This is a genomic window from Mycobacterium decipiens (genome assembly GCF_963853665.1).
In the GTDB taxonomy this organism is placed as follows: Bacteria; Actinomycetota; Actinomycetes; order Mycobacteriales; family Mycobacteriaceae; genus Mycobacterium; species Mycobacterium decipiens.
In genome coordinates this window covers 5,175,219-5,196,610 of sequence record NZ_OY970459.1, presented here as the reverse complement: position 1 = coordinate 5,196,610, position 21,392 = coordinate 5,175,219, and the positions used below count along the sequence as shown (strand labels likewise).

General features: G+C 64.2%; 16 protein-coding genes and 1 pseudogene. 10 read left to right on the top strand and 7 right to left on the bottom strand.

What is annotated here, in order from left to right:
- The first annotated feature begins 22 nt into the window (after positions 1-22).
- A complete protein-coding gene (locus tag AADZ55_RS22955; RefSeq protein WP_085324650.1) occupies positions 23-1,558 on the top strand; it encodes a condensation domain-containing protein in 1,536 nt (511 codons plus the stop codon).
- Complete coding sequence (locus AADZ55_RS22950; RefSeq protein WP_085324649.1) at positions 1,545-4,760, top strand: RND family transporter; 3,216 nt, start codon at positions 1,545-1,547, stop codon at positions 4,758-4,760. The genes AADZ55_RS22955 and AADZ55_RS22950 overlap by 14 nt, the downstream gene beginning before the upstream one ends.
- A 47-nt stretch (positions 4,761-4,807) precedes the next feature.
- Here the strand turns inward: AADZ55_RS22950 and AADZ55_RS22945 are convergent, their stop codons facing one another.
- Both AADZ55_RS22945 and AADZ55_RS22940 read right to left on the bottom strand, forming a co-directional pair.
- A complete protein-coding gene (locus AADZ55_RS22945) occupies positions 4,808-5,950 on the bottom strand; it encodes a PE-PPE domain-containing protein (RefSeq protein ID WP_085324648.1) in 1,143 nt (380 codons plus the stop codon).
- A gap of 132 nt (positions 5,951-6,082) precedes the next feature.
- Positions 6,083-6,799 (bottom strand): GAP family protein, encoded by a 717-nt coding sequence (locus AADZ55_RS22940; RefSeq protein WP_085324647.1) that lies wholly within the window; start codon positions 6,797-6,799, stop codon positions 6,083-6,085.
- A 205-nt stretch (positions 6,800-7,004) separates the two neighbouring features.
- On the opposite strand from AADZ55_RS22940, the gene AADZ55_RS22935 reads away from it, so the two are divergent.
- The gene (locus AADZ55_RS22935; protein WP_085324646.1) at positions 7,005-8,411 is read left to right on the top strand and encodes a condensation domain-containing protein; all 1,407 of its coding nucleotides are present in this window, start codon (positions 7,005-7,007) and stop codon (positions 8,409-8,411) included.
- Between the two features lie 66 nt (positions 8,412-8,477).
- Here AADZ55_RS22935 and AADZ55_RS22930 read toward each other — a convergent pair whose 3' ends face one another.
- From AADZ55_RS22930 to AADZ55_RS22920, 3 genes are all read right to left on the bottom strand, one after another.
- Positions 8,478-8,834 carry a hypothetical protein gene (locus AADZ55_RS22930; protein ID WP_085324645.1) on the bottom strand — a complete coding sequence of 119 codons (357 nt, stop codon included), beginning with the start codon at positions 8,832-8,834 and terminating at the stop codon, positions 8,478-8,480.
- Positions 8,831-10,381 carry an MBL fold metallo-hydrolase gene (locus tag AADZ55_RS22925; protein WP_085324644.1) on the bottom strand — a complete coding sequence of 517 codons (1,551 nt, stop codon included), beginning with the start codon at positions 10,379-10,381 and terminating at the stop codon, positions 8,831-8,833. The genes AADZ55_RS22930 and AADZ55_RS22925 overlap by 4 nt, the downstream gene beginning before the upstream one ends.
- Positions 10,382-10,453: 72 nt before the next feature.
- Positions 10,454-11,209 carry a phosphotransferase gene (locus AADZ55_RS22920; protein WP_085324643.1) on the bottom strand — a complete coding sequence of 252 codons (756 nt, stop codon included), beginning with the start codon at positions 11,207-11,209 and terminating at the stop codon, positions 10,454-10,456.
- A gap of 75 nt (positions 11,210-11,284) precedes the next feature.
- Here AADZ55_RS22920 and AADZ55_RS22915 point away from each other — a divergent pair.
- The 4 genes and pseudogenes from AADZ55_RS22915 to AADZ55_RS22900 all read left to right on the top strand — a co-directional run bounded on the left by AADZ55_RS22915 (position 11,285) and on the right by AADZ55_RS22900 (position 14,460).
- A pseudogene (locus AADZ55_RS22915) lies at positions 11,285-12,063 on the top strand (lysophospholipid acyltransferase family protein).
- A gap of 3 nt (positions 12,064-12,066) precedes the next feature.
- Positions 12,067-12,822 (top strand): lysophospholipid acyltransferase family protein, encoded by a 756-nt coding sequence (locus AADZ55_RS22910; RefSeq protein WP_085324641.1) that lies wholly within the window; start codon positions 12,067-12,069, stop codon positions 12,820-12,822.
- 16 nt (positions 12,823-12,838) lie between these two features.
- Positions 12,839-13,624 carry a lysophospholipid acyltransferase family protein gene (locus AADZ55_RS22905; protein ID WP_085324640.1) on the top strand — a complete coding sequence of 262 codons (786 nt, stop codon included), beginning with the start codon at positions 12,839-12,841 and terminating at the stop codon, positions 13,622-13,624.
- Positions 13,625-13,638: 14 nt separating this feature from the next.
- Entirely contained in the window at positions 13,639-14,460 is an 822-nt protein-coding gene (locus AADZ55_RS22900; RefSeq protein ID WP_085324639.1) for a Cof-type HAD-IIB family hydrolase, read from the top strand.
- A gap of 55 nt (positions 14,461-14,515) precedes the next feature.
- Here the strand turns inward: AADZ55_RS22900 and AADZ55_RS22895 are convergent, their stop codons facing one another.
- Both AADZ55_RS22895 and AADZ55_RS22890 read right to left on the bottom strand, forming a co-directional pair.
- A complete protein-coding gene (locus AADZ55_RS22895; protein ID WP_207569063.1) occupies positions 14,516-16,135 on the bottom strand; it encodes an LGFP repeat-containing protein in 1,620 nt (539 codons plus the stop codon).
- A gap of 192 nt (positions 16,136-16,327) precedes the next feature.
- Positions 16,328-17,233: a hypothetical protein gene (locus AADZ55_RS22890; protein ID WP_085324638.1), complete on the bottom strand. Its 906-nt coding sequence runs from the start codon at positions 17,231-17,233 to the stop codon at positions 16,328-16,330.
- A 267-nt stretch (positions 17,234-17,500) separates the two neighbouring features.
- Here AADZ55_RS22890 and glf point away from each other — a divergent pair, with 267 nt between their 5' ends.
- The 3 genes from glf to AADZ55_RS22875 all read left to right on the top strand — a co-directional run bounded on the left by glf (position 17,501) and on the right by AADZ55_RS22875 (position 21,388).
- Entirely contained in the window at positions 17,501-18,709 is a 1,209-nt protein-coding gene (glf, locus tag AADZ55_RS22885) for a UDP-galactopyranose mutase (RefSeq protein WP_085324637.1), read from the top strand.
- Positions 18,710-18,909: 200 nt separating this feature from the next.
- On the top strand, positions 18,910-20,853 hold the full coding sequence (locus AADZ55_RS22880) for a glycosyltransferase (RefSeq protein WP_085324707.1): 1,944 nt from the start codon (positions 18,910-18,912) through the stop codon (positions 20,851-20,853).
- A complete protein-coding gene (locus tag AADZ55_RS22875; protein WP_207569062.1) occupies positions 20,846-21,388 on the top strand; it encodes a phosphatase PAP2 family protein in 543 nt (180 codons plus the stop codon). Before AADZ55_RS22880 ends, AADZ55_RS22875 begins: the two co-directional genes overlap by 8 nt.
- The last annotated feature ends 4 nt before the right edge of the window (positions 21,389-21,392 follow it).

Below are 21,392 nucleotides of genomic sequence, written 5' to 3'. Positions count from 1 at the left end.
AATCCTGAACTAGGAGCAATTAGTGCGAATAGGACCGGTGGAGCTATCAACCGTCAACGACTGGGACCCGGCGCCGGGAACGTTGGTTTCGTGGCACCCAACACCCGCTTCGCGTGCGAAAGCCGTTGCGGCGCCGGTGAGTGCTGTGCCGCCCAGTTATGTACAGGCCAGACAGATTCGGAGTTTTTCCGAGCAGGCCGCCCGAGGGCTCGATCACTCACGGCTGCTCATTGCGTCCGTTGAGGCGTTCGGTCGCTGCGATATCCGCGCCATGACCTACGTCATCAATGCCCACCTTCGTCGGCACGACACATACCGCAGCTGGTTCGAGTTTCGGGATACTGACCACATCGTTCGGCACACCATCGCCAATCCGGCCGACATCGAATTTGTCCCGACCGAGCATGGCGAGAGGACGGGCGCGGAGCTGCGACAGCAGATCGTGGCGACACCGGATTCGCTGCAGTGGGATTGCTTCAGCTTCGGGGTTGTCCAGCGGGAGGACCGCTTCACGTTCTATGCCAGCGTCGATCACCTGCATGCGGACGGTCAGTTCGTGGGGGTGGGACTCATGGAGTTCCAGTCGATGTACACCGCGCTGATAATGGGCGACCCGCCCATCGGGCTGGCGGAGGCTGGCAGCTATGAAGACTTCTGCGTCAGGCAGCGCGATTACACATCGGCCTTGACTGTCGATTCCCCGGAGGTACGCGCGTGGATCGACTTCGCCGAGCTCCATAACGGAACTTTCCCGGAATTCCCGCTGCCGCTGGGCGATCCGTCTGTGCGCTGTGACGGCGACCTACTAAGCATGATGCTGATGGACGAGCAGCAAACGCAGCGATTCGAATCCGCCTGCGTCGCGGCGGACGCCCGTTTCATTGGTGGCATGTTCGCCTGCATTGCCATCGCGGTACACGAGCTGACCGGTGCCGATACCTATTCTGGAATTACTCCCAAAGATATCCGAACTCCGGCTGACCTCATGACGCAGGGTTGGTTCACCGGCCAGCTCCCGATAACTGTTCCTGTCGCTGGATTATCCTTCAACGAAATTGCGCGAATCGCGCAGACGTCCTTCGATTCGGGCGCGGAACTCGCGAAAGTGCCGTTCGAACGCGTCGTGGAATTGTCGCCTTCGCTGCGCGGGCCGCAACCGCTCTTTTCGTTGGTGAACTTCTTCGACGCACAGGTGGGTCCGCTCTCGATGGTGACAAAACTGTTCGACGGCCTGAATGTAGGCACCTACAGCGACGGGAGGATTACATATCCACTGAGTACTATGGTCGGTCGCTTCGACGAAACCGCGGCGAGTGTTCTATTCCCGAACAATCCGGTCGCTCGCGAATCCATTACCGCATATCTGCAGACAATTAGATCGGTATGTGTCCGCATTGCCAATGGCGGTGCGGCGGAGCGTGCACGCGACATCACTGGGCTTTCCGCGAGCGGGCGAAATGATCTTCCAAGATTGGCGCGGCGGTTTTGCGGTGTGGGTGATTTTGTGGATATCGGCAATCTAGGGGTCGCGAATGTGACGGTGGATGGAGAAGCTTAGTCACGCGGGTGGTGGGGGTGTCTTTCCGCGGTTAGGGCGGCTTATTGTCCGAAGGCCATGGGTGGTAATCGGCTGCTGGGTCGCGTTCGCGGGCGTGCTCGCGCTGACCGTGCCGACCCTGGAAGAGATCTCAGCGCGGCATCCAGTGGCCATCCTGCCGCCCAATGCCTCGGTGTTGGTGTCGACCCGGCAGATGACCGCGGCATTTCACGAAGCCGGGTTGCAGAGCATCGCGGTGGTGGTGCTGAGCGATGCCAAAGGGCTGAGTGCGGCCGACGAAGGCACCTACAAAAGGCTGGTAGACGCGCTTCGCCGGGATACTCGAGACGTCGTGATGCTACAGGACTTCGTCACGACACCGCCGCTGCGCGAACTCATGACCAGCAAGGACAACCAGGCCTGGATCCTGCCGATCGGCCTGCCCGGCGAGCTGGGCTCGACTCAGTCGAAACAGGCGTACGCGCGGGTCGCGGACATCGTCGAACACCAGGTCGCGGCCACGACGTTGACGGCCAACCTGACCGGGCCCGCCGCCACCGTCGCCGATCTGAACCTCACCGGGCAGCGGGACAGGAGCCGGATCGAGCTTGCGATCACGATCCTGTTGTTGGCCATTTTGCTGATCATCTATCGAAATCCGATCACCATGATGCTGCCGTTGATAACAATCGGCATGTCCGTGGTGGTTGCGCAGCGTCTCGTTGCAATGGCCGGTCTAGCCGGCCTGGGCATCGCCAACCAGAGCATCATTTTTATGAGCGGGATGATGGTGGGCGCCGGAACGGATTACGCGGTATTTCTGATCAGTCGATATCACGACTATTTGCGGCAGGGCGTGGATTCGGATCAAGCGGTCACGAAGGCGCTGACATCCATCGGCAAGGTGATCGCCGCGTCCGCGGCCACCGTGGCAATCACCTTTCTCGCGATGATGTTTACCCAACTGGGAATTCTCAAAACAGTTGGTCCGATGCTGGGAATTTCGGTAGCCGTGGTCTTCTTCGCAGCGGTGACATTGCTACCGGCCCTGATCGTGCTCGCCGGGCGCCGTGGTTGGATCGCACCGCGGCGCGACCTCACCCGCCGGTTTTGGCGGCGTTCGGGGGTACACATCGTGCGCCGGCCCAAGGCCCATCTGCTCGCCAGCGCGATGGTGCTCAGTATTCTGGCTGGCTGCGCGGGACTGGCCCATTACAACTACGACGATCGCAAGACCCTTCCCGGCTCCGTCGAGAGCTCGATCGGGTATGCCGCACTGGACAAGCACTTCCCGTCCAACCTCATCATTCCTGAATACCTGTTCATTCACTCATCAAAAGATCTGCGCACGCCGAAGGCTCTCGCCGACCTGGAGCAAATGGCACAGCGGGTCAGCCAGGTGCCGGGCGTGGCGACGGTCAGGGGGATTACCCGACCCACCGGGCATTCGCTGGAGCAGGCCAAGACTTCGTGGCAGGCAGGCGAAGTCGGTAGCAAGCTGGATGAGGGCTCCAAGCAGATCGCTGAGCACACCGGTGACATCGACAAGCTGGCCGGCGGCGCCAACCTGATGGCGAGCAAACTCGGCGAGGTACGGACCCAGGTTAACCATGCCATATCCACGGCCGGCGGCCTGGTCGACGCGCTCGCCTATCTGCAGGACCTATTTGGCGGGAATAGGGTGCTCGGCGAGCTCGAAGGCGCGGAGAAGCTGATCGGCAGCATGCGCGCACTCGGTGACACCATCGGGGCGAACGCAAACTTTGTGGCAAACAACACCGAGTGGGCGAGCCCAGTGCTGGGGGCATTGGATAGCAGCCCGATGTGCAGTGCCGATCCGGCCTGCGTCGGTGCGCGCACCGAACTGCAGCGTCTGGTTATGGCTCGCGACGACGGAACGCTCGGAAAGATATCCGAGCTGGCTCGACAGCTGCAGGCGACGCGCGCCGTGCAGACGCTGGCGGCAACCGTGTCCGGATTGCGTCGGGCGCTCGCCACCGTCATCAGGGCGATGGGCTCCCTGGGGGTGGGCGGCCCCGGTGGGATGCGGGCCAAGATCAACTTTGTCAACAAGGGGGTCAATGATCTCGCCGACGGGAGCCGACAACTGGCCGACGGTGTGCAGCTGTTGGTCGACCAGATCAAAAAGATGGGCTTCGGGTTGGGCGAAGCCTCGGCGTTCCTTCTGACAATGAAGGACACCGCGACGACACCGGCGATGGCGGGGTTCTATATCCCCCCGGAATTGCTGTCGTATGCCACCGGTGAGGGCGGCAAACCGGAGGCGGTGCCGGCGGAATACCAGGATCTGTTGAGCGGGCTGAATGTAGACCAACTCAAAAAGGTTGCCTCCGCCTTCGTTTCGCCGGACGGCCACTCGATACGGTACTTGATACAAACTGACCTGAATCCGTTCAGCACCGCCGCAATGGACCAAATTGACAAGATCACGGCGGCCGCTCGAGGGGCGCAACCCAATACCGCACTGGCCGATGCTGAGGTATCTGTCGTCGGATTGCCCGTTGTTCTCAAGGGCACGCGTGACTACTCCGATCATGATTTGCGATTGATCATTGTCATGACCGTGTGCATTGTGTTGCTAATATTGATCGCCTTGCTCCGAGCGATTGTCGCACCCCTATATCTGATCGGCTCGGTGATCGTGTCGTACATGTCGGCACTCGGTATCGGCGTCATCGTTTTTCAATTCCTGCTCGGTCAGGAAATGCACTGGAGTATTCCGGGATTGACCTTCGTCATATTGGTCGCGGTGGGCGCCGACTACAATATGTTGCTCATTTCCAGGCTGCGGGACGAGGCCGCCCTGGGGGTGCGTTCCGGAGTCATCCGCACCGTGGCCTCAACCGGCGGCGTGATCACGGCGGCTGGCGTGATCATGGCCGCCTCGATGTACGGTCTGGTGTTCGCCAGCCTGGGTAGCGTCGTTCAAGGCGCGTTCGTTCTTGGCACGGGGCTCTTGCTGGATACCTTCTTGGTGCGCACCGTTACCGTGCCCGCCATTGCTGTGCTGGTCGGACGGGCAAACTGGTGGTTGCCGTCAGGTTGGTGGCCGTCAACCTGGTGGCCGTTTGGACGCGACCGCGGCAGCGCGCGTCGGATCAAACGTAAGCCGTTGTTGCCCGAGGAACCCGAGGAGCAAGCGGGGGAATCGCCGCCAGACGACCTGATCGGCTTCTCGCTACACGACGGGCTGAGGCTCTAGCTCGCTGACAGCTCGTTGGCACCGGACTGTCGTCGGCTGACCGGAGGCTATTTCTTCCCCTTGGGCAGCAGACCTCTGACCAGTGACAACGGGCCTTTGGCGCCCACGCCAACCCTTGGCCCGGAGAGGGCGCGGGTAGCCGCCGCTGCTACGGCGGCGGTGGCGGTGGCAGTGGCGGCGGTGGTGGCGGCGCCGGCCCCGAGGGTGGCGCCTTCGATAGGAATGCTGATTGCCGGGACGATGGCGGGGATAGCGCGAATGCCTTGGACAACATCACGAGGGTTTATCCCCGGTGATGGCTCGGGCTGGTAAGCCCGATCGATCATGGGCCGCATCACCTGTTCCATTTGATCCGCCACCGGGGCGGGTACGCCCAATTGGCGGAGCTGTGCTACCAGCGGCAGTTCGGCGGCTGGGACAAGGTAGGTCGTCACGGTGGCGCCCTTGCTGTTGGTCGTCACGGTGACGTTCTGGGGCGGTACTTCGCTCGGGTCGGAGAAGGCGACCAGAGAATGATCACGACCCAACACCGAGTTGACATCGGCGAGCAGATTCCCGGGCCGGGCCGGCGGGTCGCCATAGATGTCGTATTGGGCTATGACCTGGACCGTGTCGTATTGGCTGTCTACCTGAGGTAGCACGGTGTAGTTGACGAAGGGGAGGTGCGTACCGGGCTTGAACAATCGCTCAAGCAGATTCTGCGGGGAACTCACCTTGATGAAGGAAAGCTGGTCGGGCGGTGGCGCGTTCGGATCGTTGGCTAGGTGCACCTGCTCTTCCTCCATGACCTGCGATCCCTGTGACAGTCCGACCACAGTCATCGGGCCAGGGTTCTTGCGGATCATCGCGTCGAGATTATTGGCCCCTTCACCTACAGATTGGCCAACCGTTGGCGAATTCAAGCCGGTGATCGGCCATACCGTCCCTGGGTAGGAAATGAACTGCCGGGTAGCGTCGGCGCTGTCGTAGTAATTTGCACCGATCAAACCCGTCGATGCCGCATCCCAGTGGTAGAGCAACTTGGCTAGCCATGGAACTGGACGCGAGGTGCCGGCAACGATCAACGCTCGGTTCGGGTTGGCGCCAATCTCGCCCGCGGCGTCGGTATCGGCCGCGGCGACACCACTACCCCAAACTACCGTTGAAATGAACGTTCCTACCGCGATGGCCGCTACGAATAGCTTGCTCATGACTCCCTCGAAGTAGGCTGGCCGACCATCTTTCGCACCATGGGTCAGTCGCGATGAAGGAACGGTACCGACCTTAGCGTTGGAATGCGTCGGAGCCGCCTGAACGTTTCATGTGAACGCCATTGCGGCCGCCTAGACGTTGCTTAGGCCGAGCGCGAGCATGAAGCAACCGCCCACGGCGACCAACAACGCGACGTTGTGGCGGCTACGCGACCGGAGCCACGATTGCAGTCCGGCCATGAACGCCCGGGTTTTCTGCGGTGCTGCCAGATAACTGACGAGGGGGACCTCCGCGATGGTGAAGGCCACGACGTTGAACGTAAGAACAGCCAGCGCCTGTGTCGCCGGCGCGGCGCCGGAGGCAAGGATGGCGGCCAGCGCGCCCATGTAGTTGGCCGAAGGCAGCGCGGCTCCCGCGCCGCTCACCCCGGCGACATACAGCGAATCGCCCTGCAGAAAGCGACGTGCCCGTAGGGCCAGCTTGTGCGCGCCACGTGACGGTACCGGCTCCAGCAGGACCACGCCACGGTCGTCTTTCACCCGGGCGTCGGCCGGAGCCCGCCGGACGCGCTTGCCTACCACGTCGGTGGCAAGCACAAGCGCGATAAGCAGGGCAATCAGCCCGGTCGTAATCTGTACCTTGGGCACACTGAAGTGTCCGGCCAACGGAGTGGCCTTGAGGACCATAAGCGTGACCAGGCCCACGCCACCACCCATCGTGTAACCACCGCACAAGAATGTGAGCAGTTGGAGCAGCGGGCGGCGCCTGTTGAGCATGAGAACCACCAAACCGATCCGTATCGGCTCGCACATCACCGAGAGCGCCAATACCAGCACGGTGGACCACATGGTGACGAACCGTACTCCGCCCCGACAACTTTCGTCTGGTGCGCTTTGACCCGCCAGACCTACCGGCACCTCGTCGGGTGCTCGTCGGGGAAAATGCGCCGCCGGTTTGAGTGTCACCTCGTCTAGTCGTAGCTTACTTGCGTGCACTAGCGGGGCCGGTTGCGCCGGCGTCGGCGGTGCAAGGGCTCGGCCTGAGGAGGAATGAGTGTTTGGCATTACAACGCTCCACGACTGGACGCCGGACCCAGGTTCGATTGTCTGTTGGCACGCGTCACCCACATCGACCGCGAAAGCCCGGCAAGCACCGATATGCGAGGTGCCGCCCAGCTATCAACAAGCTCAACATCTTCGGCGTTATCGCGATCACGTCGCGCGAGGTCTGGATATGTCGCGCCTGATGATCTTCACCTGGGATCTACCCGGCCGGTGCGATGTCCGTGCCATGAACTATGCGATCAACGCGCACCTTCGCCGCCACGACACCTACCACAGTTGGTTTGAGTTCAACGATGCCGATCGCATAGTTCGGCATACAATCGCCGACGCTGCCGATATCGAGCTCGTCGGGGTTGAGCATCGGAACATGACGCCAGCGGAGTTGCGAGACCATATTGCAACGCCGCAGCCGCTGCAGTGGGACTGCTTTGTGTTCGGGATCATTCAGAGCGACGACCACTTCACCTTTTATGCGAGCATTGCCCATCTTTGTGTCGATCCGATGATTGTGGGTGTTCTTTTCCTCGAGATCCATATGATGTACTCCGCATTGATGGGCGGGGACCCGCCTATCGAGCTGCCGGCGGCGGGCCGGTACGACGACTACTGTGCCCGCCAGCACGCGGACACAGCCGCCTTGACGTTGGACTCCCCTCGGGTGCGCGGGTGGATCGACTTCGCTGCGAACAACGACGGAACCCTGCCGTCCTTCCCGCTGCCGCTCGGCGATCTATCGGTACCCTATGCCGGAAAGCTGCTCACCGAAACGATGATGGACGAGCAGCAGGCCGAGCGATTCGAAGCCGCCTGTGTCGCCGCCGGGGCCCGTTTCAGCGGTGGCGTGCTGGCCTGCGCCGCCCTCGCTGAACGCGAGTTGACCAGCTGTGCAGCATTTCACGTACTAACAACAACCGATACGCGTAGGACGCCAACAGAACTTCGGACGACGGGCTGGTTCACCGGGGTGGTACCGATTACCGTGCCGGTCACCGCCGGACTTTTCGATAGCGCTGCCCGTGCCGCGCAGACTTCCTTCGATTCGGGCAAGGATTTGGCGACCGTACCGTTTGATCGCGTATTGGAATTGGCCAGCCCCGAGATGGGCCTGACGAGGCCCCGGCCAGGCAACTTCGTGATGTCCTTCCTGGATGCCAGCATTGCGCCCCTTTCCACGGTCGCCAACTCCGAGCTGAACTTCCGGATCTACGACGAAGGCAGGGTTTCTCATCAAGTCTCGATGTGGGTCAATCGGTATCAGCACGAGACCACGGTGACGGTGTTATTTCCGGACAACCCGATCGCGCGCGAATCCGTTACCAATTACCTCGCCGCGATGAAATCCATGTATGTCCGCGCCGCCGACGGTAGTCCCAGTCGCACCTTTGCAAATCTGTGAGGTGGGGAAGCGAACTGGTCGGGTGTTCGCGCGAAGGGCACGTTGCAGGGTCGCCGGCGGGCGTCGCTAATCACGCGCCCTGAGCAGCTCGTCCAGCAGCGCGGTGAACTCCCCGGGCCGTGCCGGCGTGAACGCGGGACTCCACCGCGCCCCGGGCACGTCCAGGGTGATCAACGTCGACCTGAGCGGGCGCGCTACGTCCAACGGCAGCCACCGGCGTAGGTCGGAGCTGCCCCAGATGCGAAACCGGTGGGTCAGCAGGCCGAGTCCTTCGGCCTGGTAGCCCCGGATCTGGTCTAACGCGATGACCTTGGCCGTCCCGGACGGAAAGTGGTAGCGCCGCAACGTGATCGCCGCATGGTCCAGCTGGACCAAGCCGTCATCATAGGACTGTGGGGGAGATTGGCGGGCCGCGGCGCTCATGACCGTGAACTCCGTAGCTGGTGGCCCCGGGCGGTGAGGCAGCGACCGTCGTCCAGACGCCATTGCCAGCCGTGCAGATTGCAGGTCAGCGTGTTGCCTTCCACCACACCGAATTTCGACAGGTCGGCCTTGAGATGGGGGCAGCGGCGCTGGATTTCCCAGCCGTCCACTGTGATCGAGGCGGAGTCATCGTGGGTCTCGGAGAACCAGCCGTCGGCGTAGGCGATGCGTTCGTCGGTCAGGCACTTAAAGAACGTATAGAGGTATTCGTTGTAACCACCGACCCGCCATGCCCGAAACCGGGTGGACAGGAAGATGGTATTGACCCAGTCGGGTTCGTTGTCGCGCAGCACCGTGCGCACCAGCTCCGGTGCGATGGCGAACCCGTAGCGGAACTTTTCATCGGGAATTGGTTCTCGCACAGCTCTTTTCGGAAAATCCAAAATTACGGTTTCGGGACCGATGACCAGTTCGACGGGATATCCGATGCCGTCACAGATCTCGTTGCTTTGCGACATGATCGGTTCGAACAGGGCGCGTAACGGCTGCAGCAGCGGCTCGCCGGTGGCATCCGCCCAGCCAGCTTTCTGCGTGGCGAGCACGGGCGCCATCCGGTCGGCGTAGTCAGCGATATATGCGGCCTTGCCGGTGGTGAAGATGGCCTCGACCAGGTCGGTCGGCTGTGGATGACGCAATGAATTCAGGGTCGTGCCGGTGAAATCCGCGGTCGATCCGGGAATCATCAGCAAACCGCCGTTGTGGCCGTGCGCGCGCATCTGATCCAGGAACACCATCTGGTCGGGGAAGATGTTGGCCGGATCGTTGCGGTCGTCGTTGAGGTGGCGCAGCTCGGGGTCCAGAAAGCACGGCGGCCCCGCCGACGGCACCACCCACGTCGCGCCCACCTGCGCGATGTACTGGCGGGCGCGGTCCATCTGCCGTTGCCGCTTCTGGGTGCCGAACGCCTCCTTGGCGCGTGCCGGCATGTCGTAGACCATCGGGTACCAGATCGCTCCGGAGTACTGCAACAGATGCACGTCGATGTGGCCGAATTCGGATGTCAGCACATCCAAATCGACTGGCCGGGCGTCGTTCATGTTGAAAGTCGTTGTCACACCATCGGAAACCACCAGCGCCGAGTCGCCGATCGGACCGTCGGCCGGGGCTCGCAATGCGATGACCATGACGTCGAGACCACCTTTGGGTCCGGTGAGGCGGTGTTTCACCGAATCAGCGGTCTCAAAGAACCGGTGAAATCCTAACTTCTGCAGCTCATTTCGCAGGTCGGGTACCGGATACTCGGGCAGCAGCACCACCGCGTCCTTGTTGACGTGCGTCCGCAGGTTCTCCGCATCGAAGTGGTCTTTGTGCAGGTGCGAGATGTACAGATAATCGCAGTCACCCAGCGCGGCCCAATCCAGCGCGCTGTTGTCCGGGAACGGGAACCAGGACGCGAAGTAGGCGGGATTGACCCAAGGGTCGCACAGAATGCTGCCGGCCTGGGTCTGGATCAGAAAGCCGGCGTGACCGACACTTGTGACCTGCACAGATACCTTTCGCTGGACCGCTACCGAGCATGTTCTGGCAACGTGATTTCAGCGCAACGCGCCGCCTCGAGCTTAGCGTGACCCATCGTCTTCGGCCTGCCACAGCCGGCGGTAGTAGTCGATGCGCGCTGCGTCCGGCTCCAACCCGTAGGCGGCGAAGAACTCGTCGTCCCAGACTCGGCCCGGGCAGTCGGGATAGTTCCAGTGCAGCGACAGCGTCGCCACCGCGAGGTCGGCCCACCGATCGGCCACGCCTAGATCGCCGAAGTCGACGTGTCCGCAACAGCCGCCGTCGTCATCGAGCACGGTGTTGGGTGAGCACGCGTCACCGTGACAGACCACCAACTGATCGACCGGTGGCGGGTCGCCGAGTTCCGCCCGTCGCGCCGGGGCCAGCTTGGCCAGCCGGCTGGTGAGCGACCAGTCGAACGGACATGACCGCACCGGCAAGGAGTCGTGCAGGGTGCGCAGCCCCTCGCCCAGCGCCCGCACCGCCACCTGCGGTGCCGCCCGCCACCGCGGGTGCACCGCGGACAAGCCGGGCAGCGCGCCGGTGCGCAACCAGGTCCAGTCCCCATCCACCCCGACTCCCAGTACCCGCGGCACCGCTAGGTAGGGCGCGGCCCAGCGCAACTTCCGCGCCTCATTGGCGAAGTCGGCGGTACCGGTCCGGGCCACCTTGATGAACTCGGTGCCGGCGCGGACGCCGGAATCCACCCGGAAGGTGATGCCGCCCAGTTCATTGACCCAGACCGGCAGCACGGGTCTGCCGGCGGCAAACCGGGTAACGATTGCGGGCGGCGGGGCCGGCGACGACGGGAAGGACAAAGCTCACCTCTTTCCTCACTATGGGTTTTCGCCACTTTGGGCGGCCTTCAGCCGGGAGCACTAGGCTGAACTGCTGTGGAACCGGTATACGGCACTGTCATTCGGCTTGCCCGCCTGTCCTGGCGGATACAGGGTCTGAAGATCACCGTCACCGGTGCGGATAACCTACCGACCAGCGGCGGTGCCGTCGTCGCGATCAACCACACTAGCTACCTCGACTTCACCTTTGCGGGTTTGCCGGCGTTTCAACAGGGTCTCGGTCGCAAGGTGCGGTTCATGGCCAAGCAGGAGGTGTTCGACCACAAGATCACCGGTCCTATCATGCGCAGCCTGCGGCACATCCCGGTGGATCGACAGGACGGGGCCGCGTCCTACGACGCCGCCGTCCGGATGCTGCGGGCGGGCGAGCTGGTCGGCGTTTACCCCGAGGGGACCATTAGCCGCAGCTTCGAGATCAAGGAATTCAAGACCGGGGCATCCCGAATGGCGATCGAGGCCGGGGTGCCGATCGTGCCACACATTGTCTGGGGTGCGCAGCGGATCTGGACCAAGGACCACCCCAAGAAGTTGGTGCGCCCGAAGGTTCCGGTCACGGTCGTGGTGGGGGAACCGATCGAACCGACGCTGCCCACCGCCGAACTGAACGGCCTGCTGCACTCGCGGATGCAGCATTTGCTGGAACGGGCGCAGGAACTGTATGGACCCATCCGGCCGGCGCGTTCTGGGTGCCGCACCGGCTGGGCGGCGGTGCCCCGTCGCTCGCTGAGGCGACGCGCTTGGACGCTGAGGAGGCGGCGATCAGGGCGGCGCGCCGCGCCCAGCGCGCCCATCCCGCCGGGGCGCCGGAGCAGTGACCGATCGTGGAGCCGACCTATCGCACCCTCGAGATCCTGGCCCAGTTGCTGGTGCTGGCCACCGGAACCCGGATCACCTACCTCGGCGAGGAGAACGTCCCCGACCAGGGTGGCGCTGTGATTGCCATCAACCACACCAGCTATGTCGACTGGTTGCCGGCCGCATTGGCCATGCATCGCCGGGGCCGTCGGATGAGATTCATGATCAAGGCCGAGCTGCAGCGGGTGAAGGTGGTCAACTTCCTGATCAAGCGCACCCGCACCATTCCGGTGGACCGCGGCGCTGGGGCCGGCGCCTATGCCGTTGCGGTGCAGCGGCTGCGCGAAGGGGAGCTGGTCGGGGTTTATCCGGAGGCGACGATCAGCCGCAGCTTCGAGCTCAAGGGGTTCAAGTCCGGCGCCGCCCGGATGGCGCTGGAGGCGGATGTCCCGATTGTCCCGGTGATTGTCTGGGGTGCGCAGCGGATCTGGACCAAGGGCCAGCCGCGTCACCTGGGCCGAACCAAGGTGCCGGTCACGGTGGGGGTGGGCCCGCCGCTGCACGCCGCTCGAGACATCTCGCTGACCGACGAGGTGCTGCGTGAGTCGATGATCGCTGTGCTGCATCAGGTCCAGCAACGGTATCCCCATCCGGTCGGGGAGTACTGGGTGCCGCGCCGCCTCGGCGGCAGCGCGCCGACGGTGGCCCAGGCAGCTCAGATGGACGCTAGCGAGGCCGCGGCGAAGGCCGCGGGCCATATCCCGCACCGGTTGCGGTAGGGGAGGAGGAGAGGACATGGCAGAGCCGTTTTTCCGGATGATGGAGATTCTCGTTACGTCGGCGGTCGCGGCCAACGGAAACAAAATCACGTTCCAAGGCCTAGAGAACATCCCCGAACGCGGCGGTGCCTTGATCGCGCTCAATCACACCAGCTACCTGGACTGGATCCCGGCATCGATTGCCGCCCATGAACGGCGGCGGCGGCTGCGGTTCATGATCAAGGCCGAGATGGCCGACGTACGGGCGGTCAACTACGTGATCAAGCATGCCCAGCTCATCCCGGTGGACCGCACCGTGGGAGCCGATGCCTACGCGGTGGCGGTGCAGCGGCTGCGGGAGGGGGAACTGGTTGGGTTGCATCCGGAGGCGACTATCAGCCGCAGCCTCGAACTCCGCGAATTCAAGACCGGGGCGGCCCGGATGGCGCTCGAGGCGCAGGTGCCGATCATCCCCATGATCGTTTGGGGCGCGCACCGGATCTGGTCGAAGGATCATCCAAAGAACCTGTTCCGCAACAAGATTCCAATTAGCGCGGCGATTGGATCGCCGTTGCGGCCCGAGGGCGACGCCGAACGGCTCAACGCCGTGCTGCACGAGGAGATGAACGCCATCCTCTATCGGGTCCAGGAGGAATATCCGCATCCCGAGGGGGAGTACTGGGTGCCGCGGCGGCTGGGCGGCAGCGCGCCGACCGTGGAGGAGTCCAAGCAGATCAGAATCGCCGAATTGACTGAGCGGCTGCAGAAACGCGGATACGACGGCGTGACATCATCACGGCGTGGCCGAATCGGACCGCACTGACAAGCCAGCCAACATTGAAACCGACCGTGCCAGCGCTCATTGCGTGCGACGTCGACGGAACGCTGCTCGACGACGAAGAAACCGTCAGTGACCGCACTCGCGACGCGGTACGTGCCGCGGTTAACGGCGGCGCACACTTCATCCTGGCCACCGGCCGGCCGCCGCGCTGGGTGCGGCCCGTCGTCGATGCCCTCGGCTTTGCGCCGACGGCAGTGTGCGCCAATGGTGCCGTCATCTACGACCCCGCGACCGACCGGGTGGTGTCGGCGCGCACGCTGCCGGTTGACGTCCTGGCGGCGTTGGCGGATATCGCGACGCGCGTCATCCCGGGCGCCGGGCTGGCCGTCGAGCGGATCGGCCAGCGCGCGCATGACACTGCGACCCCCCAGTTCGTCAGCTCACCGGGCTACGAGCATGCGTGGCTGAATCCGGACAACACCGAGGTGTCGATCGAAGACCTGCTCAGCGCGCCGGCGATCAAGCTGCTGATCCGCAAGGCCGGTGCCAGCAGCGCCGACATGGTGGCCGCGCTGGTGAAATATGGCGGAATCGAGGGTGATCTCACCTACTCCACCGACAACGGTCTGGTGGAGATCGTGCCTTCGGGCATCAGTAAGGCCACCGGCGTGGAAGAGGTTGCCCGCCCGCTGGGGATCGGCGACGCGGGCGTGCTGGCTTTCGGCGACATGCCGAATGACGTGCCGATGTTGCGGTGGGCCGGTTGTGGCGTGGCTATGGGTAACGCGCATCCCGCCGCGCTGGCCGTCGCGGACGAGGTCACCGCCTCAAATACCGAGGACGGGGTCGCCCTGGTGCTGGAGCGCTGCTGGTCCTGACGGTTACGCGGCGGGTTATTGCTTTGGCGAGCCCTCGGGGCGCACAGCCGAACACTCAGGAGATCGGATGGGTCGGCAACGAGAAGTGTTCCGGCGGCACCGTCGGCCCGCTCGGGGGCCGCGTCGCCAGCGGCACCGCGATCCCGTCGATGACTTCGGTGATATTGCCGGTGAGGCGTTCGAAGTTCAGGGTCCCGTGCTGGAAGTTCTGCGTGATCCGCAGCGGCTCTTGAATTTCCGCGCTGGTCGGCAGTCCCAACGGACCGCGTTCGTAGCTCAGCGAGGCCCAGGCCTCGTAGATCGCGCCGGTCACCGGCTGGGCGCCGATCTGTGGTGACCAATACATCGCGCCCTTGGCGAAGGTTGCGTACCGCGCGTCACCCGCCGCCTCGGCCTCCGGCGAGGTCGGTGCCCCGACCACGCTGTTCATGCCGCCCAGCGTTTGCCATCGGTCATAGATCGCGCCACCTTCCAGCGCCTTGATCAGCTCCTCGGGCGGGTCGTTGAAATGCGCTGCGATGTCGCGGATCTCGTCCATCACAGCGTAGGCGGCGTTGCCCGGGCAGTCGGTGTTGCCGACGTCGCGATGGGTGAAGATGGCGGGCAATCTTGCTATGGCACCACCCGGAAACGTGGTGTACGAGCTACCCGCTGACTGCAGATCCACCATGCTCTTGGGATCGACCTCATCCATGCCCAGCCGCCAGCCGAGCAGCCGGCCGACGGCCCGGATCTGGATCGGCGTGGGCGCCACGTCGTCGAAATTGCCGATCATGGCCACACCCCAGGTGTTGCGGTTGAATCCGCCGGTGTGGAACCCCTCGACCGGCTTGGTGAGGCCGCCGGCGCTGCCCTCGAACACCTGGCCGTACTTGTCGACGAGCGCGTTGTACGCGATGTCGCACCAGCCCAAGGTCTTGCTGTGGTAGGTGTAGATGGCTTTGACGATCCCCGCCGACTCCAGCGGCGAGTAGTCGTTGCTGCCCGCGGTGTGGTGCACCACCGCCGCGCGAACTCCCCGGTCGTACTCCGGCGTCTCGCATCGCAACGATTCGTCCGCGCCCCATTCCGCCCGGCTGATGATCGCCGGCGGCTGGCCCGGCATGGTGACCCCGGTCGGTGGGGTCCAATGCGTTCCGGCCGGCGCTCGCGGCGGCGAGATAAGGATCGCGGAGATGTTCTGCCCGAAGGGCTGTTCCTTCGTGGCCGGCCGGTATCCCAAACCGTCGCCGGGCGAGCCGTTCGGTGCCGGCCCCGCTGGCGGCTGAGTTACCGGCGCGTCGATCGGGCGAGTCACCGCGATCTGCACGGTGTTGGTGGTGCCGACGAACACCGGATCGGTGCTGCGGGGGCCCGGATCGCGCGCTTCGGTTTCATACTCGGTCTGGTACCACGGCCCCCACGAACCGTCCGGGTGCTTGGCGCGCACACGGGTGGAGGTGCCGGCCAGGTCGCCGGTCAACGCGACCAATGAAAATGGTGTGTCCTGAGTGAGTTCGCGCACCGTGACACCGCCGCCGAGCCCGACTAGCGGCTGCTGGGCGAGATGGGTGTCGGGGGTCGGCGATGGCTCATGGGTGCTGGCGGGAGGACGATTCAGCATCCACGCGACGATGACGACGGTCGCTGCGATCGCGGTGAGCAGCGTCGTCGGCGCGCGGGTGCGGGACGGCACCAGCTGATGTTACGTGTGTTTCTATTGTTATTAATGAGGCGACACGGTATATGCGCGGGAAAACCTGTCGACGACACCGCAGAGGGTTTGTTGCTGGACGGGTTAGGCGAAACTGGGTCCAGCCCGACTCTGCGGTGTCGTCAGGTGATAGGTACGCCGGTTGGAAACCAACCTGGAGGAATCCGGATTGAGTTAGGTGACGGGCACGGTGATTGGGTCCACGGGTGGCACCGCCACGGCGGCTGGGGCTGGCAGCGCGGCCGCCGGGACCGGCGGGGTGGCCGCCGGCGCGGCCGCGCCGCCGTTCTGGACGGCCTGCATGATCGACGGCATCAACACACCCTTGAGCAGATCCATGGCCTGGGCGGCACCGAGCTGGTTGGCGATCTGCATCACGTCGTTGACCAGACCGCCGCCGCCGCTGCCGGTGGTGGCGGCCGGGCCGGTCGGCATGCCGCCCAGCGTCGGATCGCCCAGGATCGGATAGGTGCCATCGGCGCCGGGATCCAATCCGACCGGCGTAGTGATCGGGATCTCGTTGGCGCCGCCCAGCGAGGGATCCAAGCCCGTCGGGCTGGTCAATCCCGGCGTCATCCCGGTCGGGCTGGTCAGCGCGGGGTTGGTGAGCGTCGGATTGACCCCCCCACCGGGCGTCGGCGTAAGGGCGGTGCCGGGCGCGGGGAGCGTTCCGGGGGTGCTCGGCGGCAGCCCCGGGTTGGTCAGGCCCGGACCGGTCAGGCCCGGACTGGTAAGGGATGGGTCGGTGAAGCTCGGGTCGGTCAACCCCGGGCCGGTCAGCGGACTGGTCAGGCCCGGACTCGTCAGGCCAGGGGTCAGGCCGGTGCTGGCACCACCGTTTCCGGTCAGGCTGGGTACCGGCGGCAGGTTGATCCCGAACTGCGACAAACCCTGCGATAGCGCGGTCATCAGCTCGCCGGGCAGGTCGGTTAGCACCGCTGCCTGCTTGAACTCATGATGTTCGGGCGGCTTGCGTTCGGTTGATTCGTAAACAAGAAAGTATGCACAAGGACTTGCGACTGCCAGGGCGGCGACCGCGCTCATGGTTGTCGAGAGCTTGCGTCGGCGTCGGTTCGGCACGGAAGTCTCCTCAATCTGGACTATGTGTGGCGTCGGGTTCACCGGCCTCCGAAGTCGCGAGTGCACGGCATGAACCCCACACGGTCGATGGTACGAGTGTGGTTGGTGTGACTAGAGTGCTTATATCGAATCGTGAGGCAATCGCGACCTTAGGTGCGCCCTTCCCGTGATGGACGCTCGTCGGCCAAGCGCACCTGGTTGAAACCAGATCGGCCCCGATCGCCACGAGCTGCCAAATCGGGTTTTGCCAGCAAGGTCAGATACCCTATGCAACCGATGACCGCTCGTTATGACCTCTTCGTCGTCGGCTCTGGATTCTTCGGCCTGACGATTGCCGAGCGCGTGGCTACCCAATTGGACCGGCGCGTGCTCGTCCTCGAGCGGCGACCGCATATCGGGGGAAACGCGTATTCCGAACCCGAGCCGCAGACCGGCATCGAAGTTCACAAGTACGGCGCGCACCTGTTCCACACCTCTAATAAGAAGGTGTGGGACTACGTGCGGCAGTTCACCGATTTCACCGACTACCGGCATCGGGTCTTCGCGCTGCACAACGGGCAGGCATATCAGTTTCCGATGGGACTGGGCCTGGTGTCGCAGTTCTTCGGCAAGTACTTCACGCCCGACGAAGCTCGCCAGCTGATCGCCGAACAGGCCGCCGAGATCGACACCGCCGACGCGCAGAACCTTGAGGAGAAGGCCATCTCGCTGATCGGCCGGCCGCTCTACGAAGCGTTCGTCAAGGGGTATACCGCCAAGCAATGGCAGACCGACCCGAAAGAATTGCCGGCGTCCAACATCACCCGGCTGCCGGTGCGCTACTCCTTCGACAACCGGTATTTCAGCGACACCTACGAGGGTCTGCCGGTCGACGGATACACCGCGTGGTTGACAAATATGGCCGCCGACGACCGTATCGAGGTGCGGCTGAACACCGACTGGTTCGACGTTCGGGACGAACTGCGGCAAGAGTCACCAGCAGCGCCCGTCATCTATACCGGCCCGCTGGACCGCTACTTCGACTACGCCGAGGGCCGGATGGGCTGGCGCACCCTGGACTTTGAGGTGGAAGTGCTGCCGATCGGGGATTTTCAGGGCACCGCGGTGATGAACTACAACGACCTGGATGTGCCCTACACCCGCATCCACGAGTTTCGCCACTTCCACCCGGAGCGGGACTACCCGACGGACAAGACGGTGATCATGCGGGAATACTCCCGCTTCGCCGGGGACGATGATGAGCCTTACTACCCGATCAATACCGAGGCCGACCGCGCCCTGTTGGCCGCCTATCGGACCAGGGCGAAGTCCGAGACCGCTGCATCGAAGGTACTGTTCGGCGGTCGGTTGGGCACCTACCAATATCTGGACATGCATATGGCGATTGCCAGCGCTTTGAACATGTACGACAACGTCCTTGCGCCGCACCTGCGCGACGGCGTCCCGCTCGTCCAAGAAGAGGGTGCGCGCGCGTGACCGCCGGCGACGATGCAGAGCGAAGCGATGAGGAGAAGCGGCGCCTAATGACCGCCGGCGACGATGCAGAGCGAAGCGATGAGGAGAAGCGGCGCCTAATGACCGCCGGCGACGATGCAGAGCGAAGCGATGAGGAGAAGCGGCGCCTAATGACCGCCGGCGACGATGCAGAGCGAAGCGATGAGGAGAAGCGGCGCCTAATGACCGCGGTGAGCCTGCTTGCCCGGATAATCCTGCCGCGCCCGGGTGAACCCCTCGACGTGCGCAAGCTTTACCTCGAGGAGTCGACGACCAATGCTCGGCGCGCGCACGCGCCCACCCGCACCTCGCTGCAGATCGGCGCGGAGTCCGAGGTGTCGTTCGCCACCTATTTCAATGCGTTCCCGGCCAGCTATTGGCGACGCTGGACGACCTGCAAATCGGTGGTGTTGCACGTCGAGGTGACCGGCGCCGGGCGGGTAGACGTCTACCGGAGCAAGGCCACCGGTGCCCGGATCTTCGTCGAGGGCCGCGACTTCACCGGCGCCGAGGATCAGCCAGTTACCGTCGAGATCGAAGTGGTGCTGCAGCCATTCGAAGATGGCGGCTGGGTCTGGTTCGACATCACCACCGACACGGCGGTCACCCTGCATCGCGGCGGCTGGTACGCCACCAGCCCCGCTCCGGGGACGGCCAACATTGCGGTCGGCATCCCGACCTTCAACCGCCCCGGAGACTGCGTCAACGCGCTGCGAGATCTCACCGCCGACCCGCTGGTTGACCAGGTGATCGGCGCGGTGATCGTGCCCGATCAGGGCATGCGCAAGGTCCGCGACCATCCCGACTTCGCCGCTGCGACGGCCCCGCTGGGCAATCGGCTCTCCATCCACGACCAGCCCAACCTGGGCGGTTCCGGGGGCTACAGCCGGGTGATGTACGAGGCACTGAAGAACACCGACTGCCAGCAGATCCTGTTCATGGACGACGACATCCGCATCGAGCCGGATTCGATTCTGCGGGTGCTGGCCATGCACCGCTTCGCCAAGGCCCCGATGCTGGTGGGCGGCCAGATGCTCAACCTGCAGGAGCCGTCGCACCTGCACATCATGGGCGAAGTGGTCGATCGGTCCAACTTCATGTGGACCGCTGCACCGCATGCCGAGTACGACCACGACTTTGCCGAATATCCGTTGAACGACAACGAGAAGCGAAGCAAGCTGCTGCACCGGCGCATTGATGTCGACTACAACGGCTGGTGGACGTGCATGATCCCGCGGCAGGTCGCCGAAGAGTTGGGACAGCCATTGCCGCTGTTCATCAAGTGGGACGACGCCGATTACGGCTTGCGGGCCGCCGAGCACGGCTATCCGACCGTCACGCTGCCTGGCGCGGCGGTTTGGCACATGGCCTGGAGCGACAAGGACGACGCCATCGACTGGCAGGCATACTTCCATCTGCGCAACCGGCTGGTGGTCGCGGCGATGCACTGGGACGGTGACGCCGCCGGCCTGGTCCGCAGCCACCTCAAGGCAACCCTGAAACACCTTGCCTGCCTGGAATATTCAACGGTGGCGATCCAGAACAGGGCCATCGACGACTTCCTCGCCGGCCCTGAGCACATCTTTTCGATCCTGGAATCGGCGCTGCCGGAGGTGCACCGCATTCGCAAAAACTACCCGGACGCGGTGGTGCTGCCGGCGGCCAGTGAGCTGCCCCCGCCGTTGCACAAGAACCGGGCGATGAAGCCGCCGGTGAACCCGTTGGTCATCGGCTACCGGCTGGCCCGCGGGATCGTGCACAACCTCACCCCTGCTAACCCCGAACACCACCACCGCCCGGAGTTCAACGTTCCGACCCAGGATGCGCGCTGGTTCCTGCTGTGCACCGTCGACGGGGCCACCGTCACGACCGCCGATGGAGGCGGCGTGGTCTACCGGCAGCGCGATCGGGCCAGGATGTTCGCGTTGCTGTGGCAGTCGCTGCGCCGTCAGCGCCAGTTGATGAAACGGTTCGACGAGATGCGCAGGATGTATCGCGACGCGTTGCCGGTGCTGTCCAGCAAGCAGAAGTGGGAGATGGCCCTGTCGCCCGCAACGTCGCCGGCAAGCGGCTACCCCCAGCCCGCAGCAGGCCCGGCAGCAAAACAAGAGTCAGAGCATGCTTGAACCACCGGCGCCACGCGGCGAAGTCGCCGCAATGGTGGCCGTGCAGTCGGCGCTGGCTGACCGTCCGGGGGCGCTGGCCACTGCGCGCGGACTATCCCATTTCGGCGAGCACAGCATTGGCTGGCTGGGCGTGGCGCTGCTGGGCGCGGTTGCATTGCCGCGGCACCGCCGGGAGTGGCTGGTCGCCGGTGCCGGGACATTCGTCGCCCATGCTGTCGCGGTGCTGATCAAACGGCTGGTGCGGCGTCAGCGACCGGACCATCCCGCCGTCGCGGTGAACGTCGGCACGCCCAGCCAACTGAGCTTCCCGTCGGCACACGCCACCTCGACCACCGCCGCGACCGTCCTGATGGGCAGAGCCACGGGGCTGCCGTTACCCGTTGTCCTGGTTCCTCCCATGGCGCTGTCGCGAATCCTGTTGGGGGTCCACTACCCCAGCGACGTGGCTGTCGGCGTTGCCTTGGGTGCCGCCGTCGCGGCCATCGCGGACAGAGTCGGCGGAGGGCCCGGACGCAGGGCGGGCCAACAGAGATGAGCGC

Excerpts from the sequence above, each read along its gene's own strand:
- AADZ55_RS22950 (WP_085324649.1), top strand. The coding sequence starts at position 1,545 with ATGGAGAAGCTTAGTCACGCGGGTGGTGGGGGTGTCTTTCCGCGGTTA.
- AADZ55_RS22945 (WP_085324648.1), bottom strand. The coding sequence starts at position 5,950 with ATGAGCAAGCTATTCGTAGCGGCCATCGCGGTAGGAACGTTCATTTCA.
- AADZ55_RS22940 (WP_085324647.1), bottom strand. The coding sequence starts at position 6,799 with ATGTGGTCCACCGTGCTGGTATTGGCGCTCTCGGTGATGTGCGAGCCG.
- AADZ55_RS22930 (WP_085324645.1), bottom strand. The coding sequence starts at position 8,834 with ATGAGCGCCGCGGCCCGCCAATCTCCCCCACAGTCCTATGATGACGGC.
- AADZ55_RS22905 (WP_085324640.1), top strand. The coding sequence starts at position 12,839 with ATGGCAGAGCCGTTTTTCCGGATGATGGAGATTCTCGTTACGTCGGCG.
- glf (WP_085324637.1), top strand. The coding sequence starts at position 17,501 with ATGCAACCGATGACCGCTCGTTATGACCTCTTCGTCGTCGGCTCTGGA.
- AADZ55_RS22880 (WP_085324707.1), top strand. The coding sequence starts at position 18,910 with ATGACCGCGGTGAGCCTGCTTGCCCGGATAATCCTGCCGCGCCCGGGT.
- AADZ55_RS22875 (WP_207569062.1), top strand. The coding sequence starts at position 20,846 with ATGCTTGAACCACCGGCGCCACGCGGCGAAGTCGCCGCAATGGTGGCC.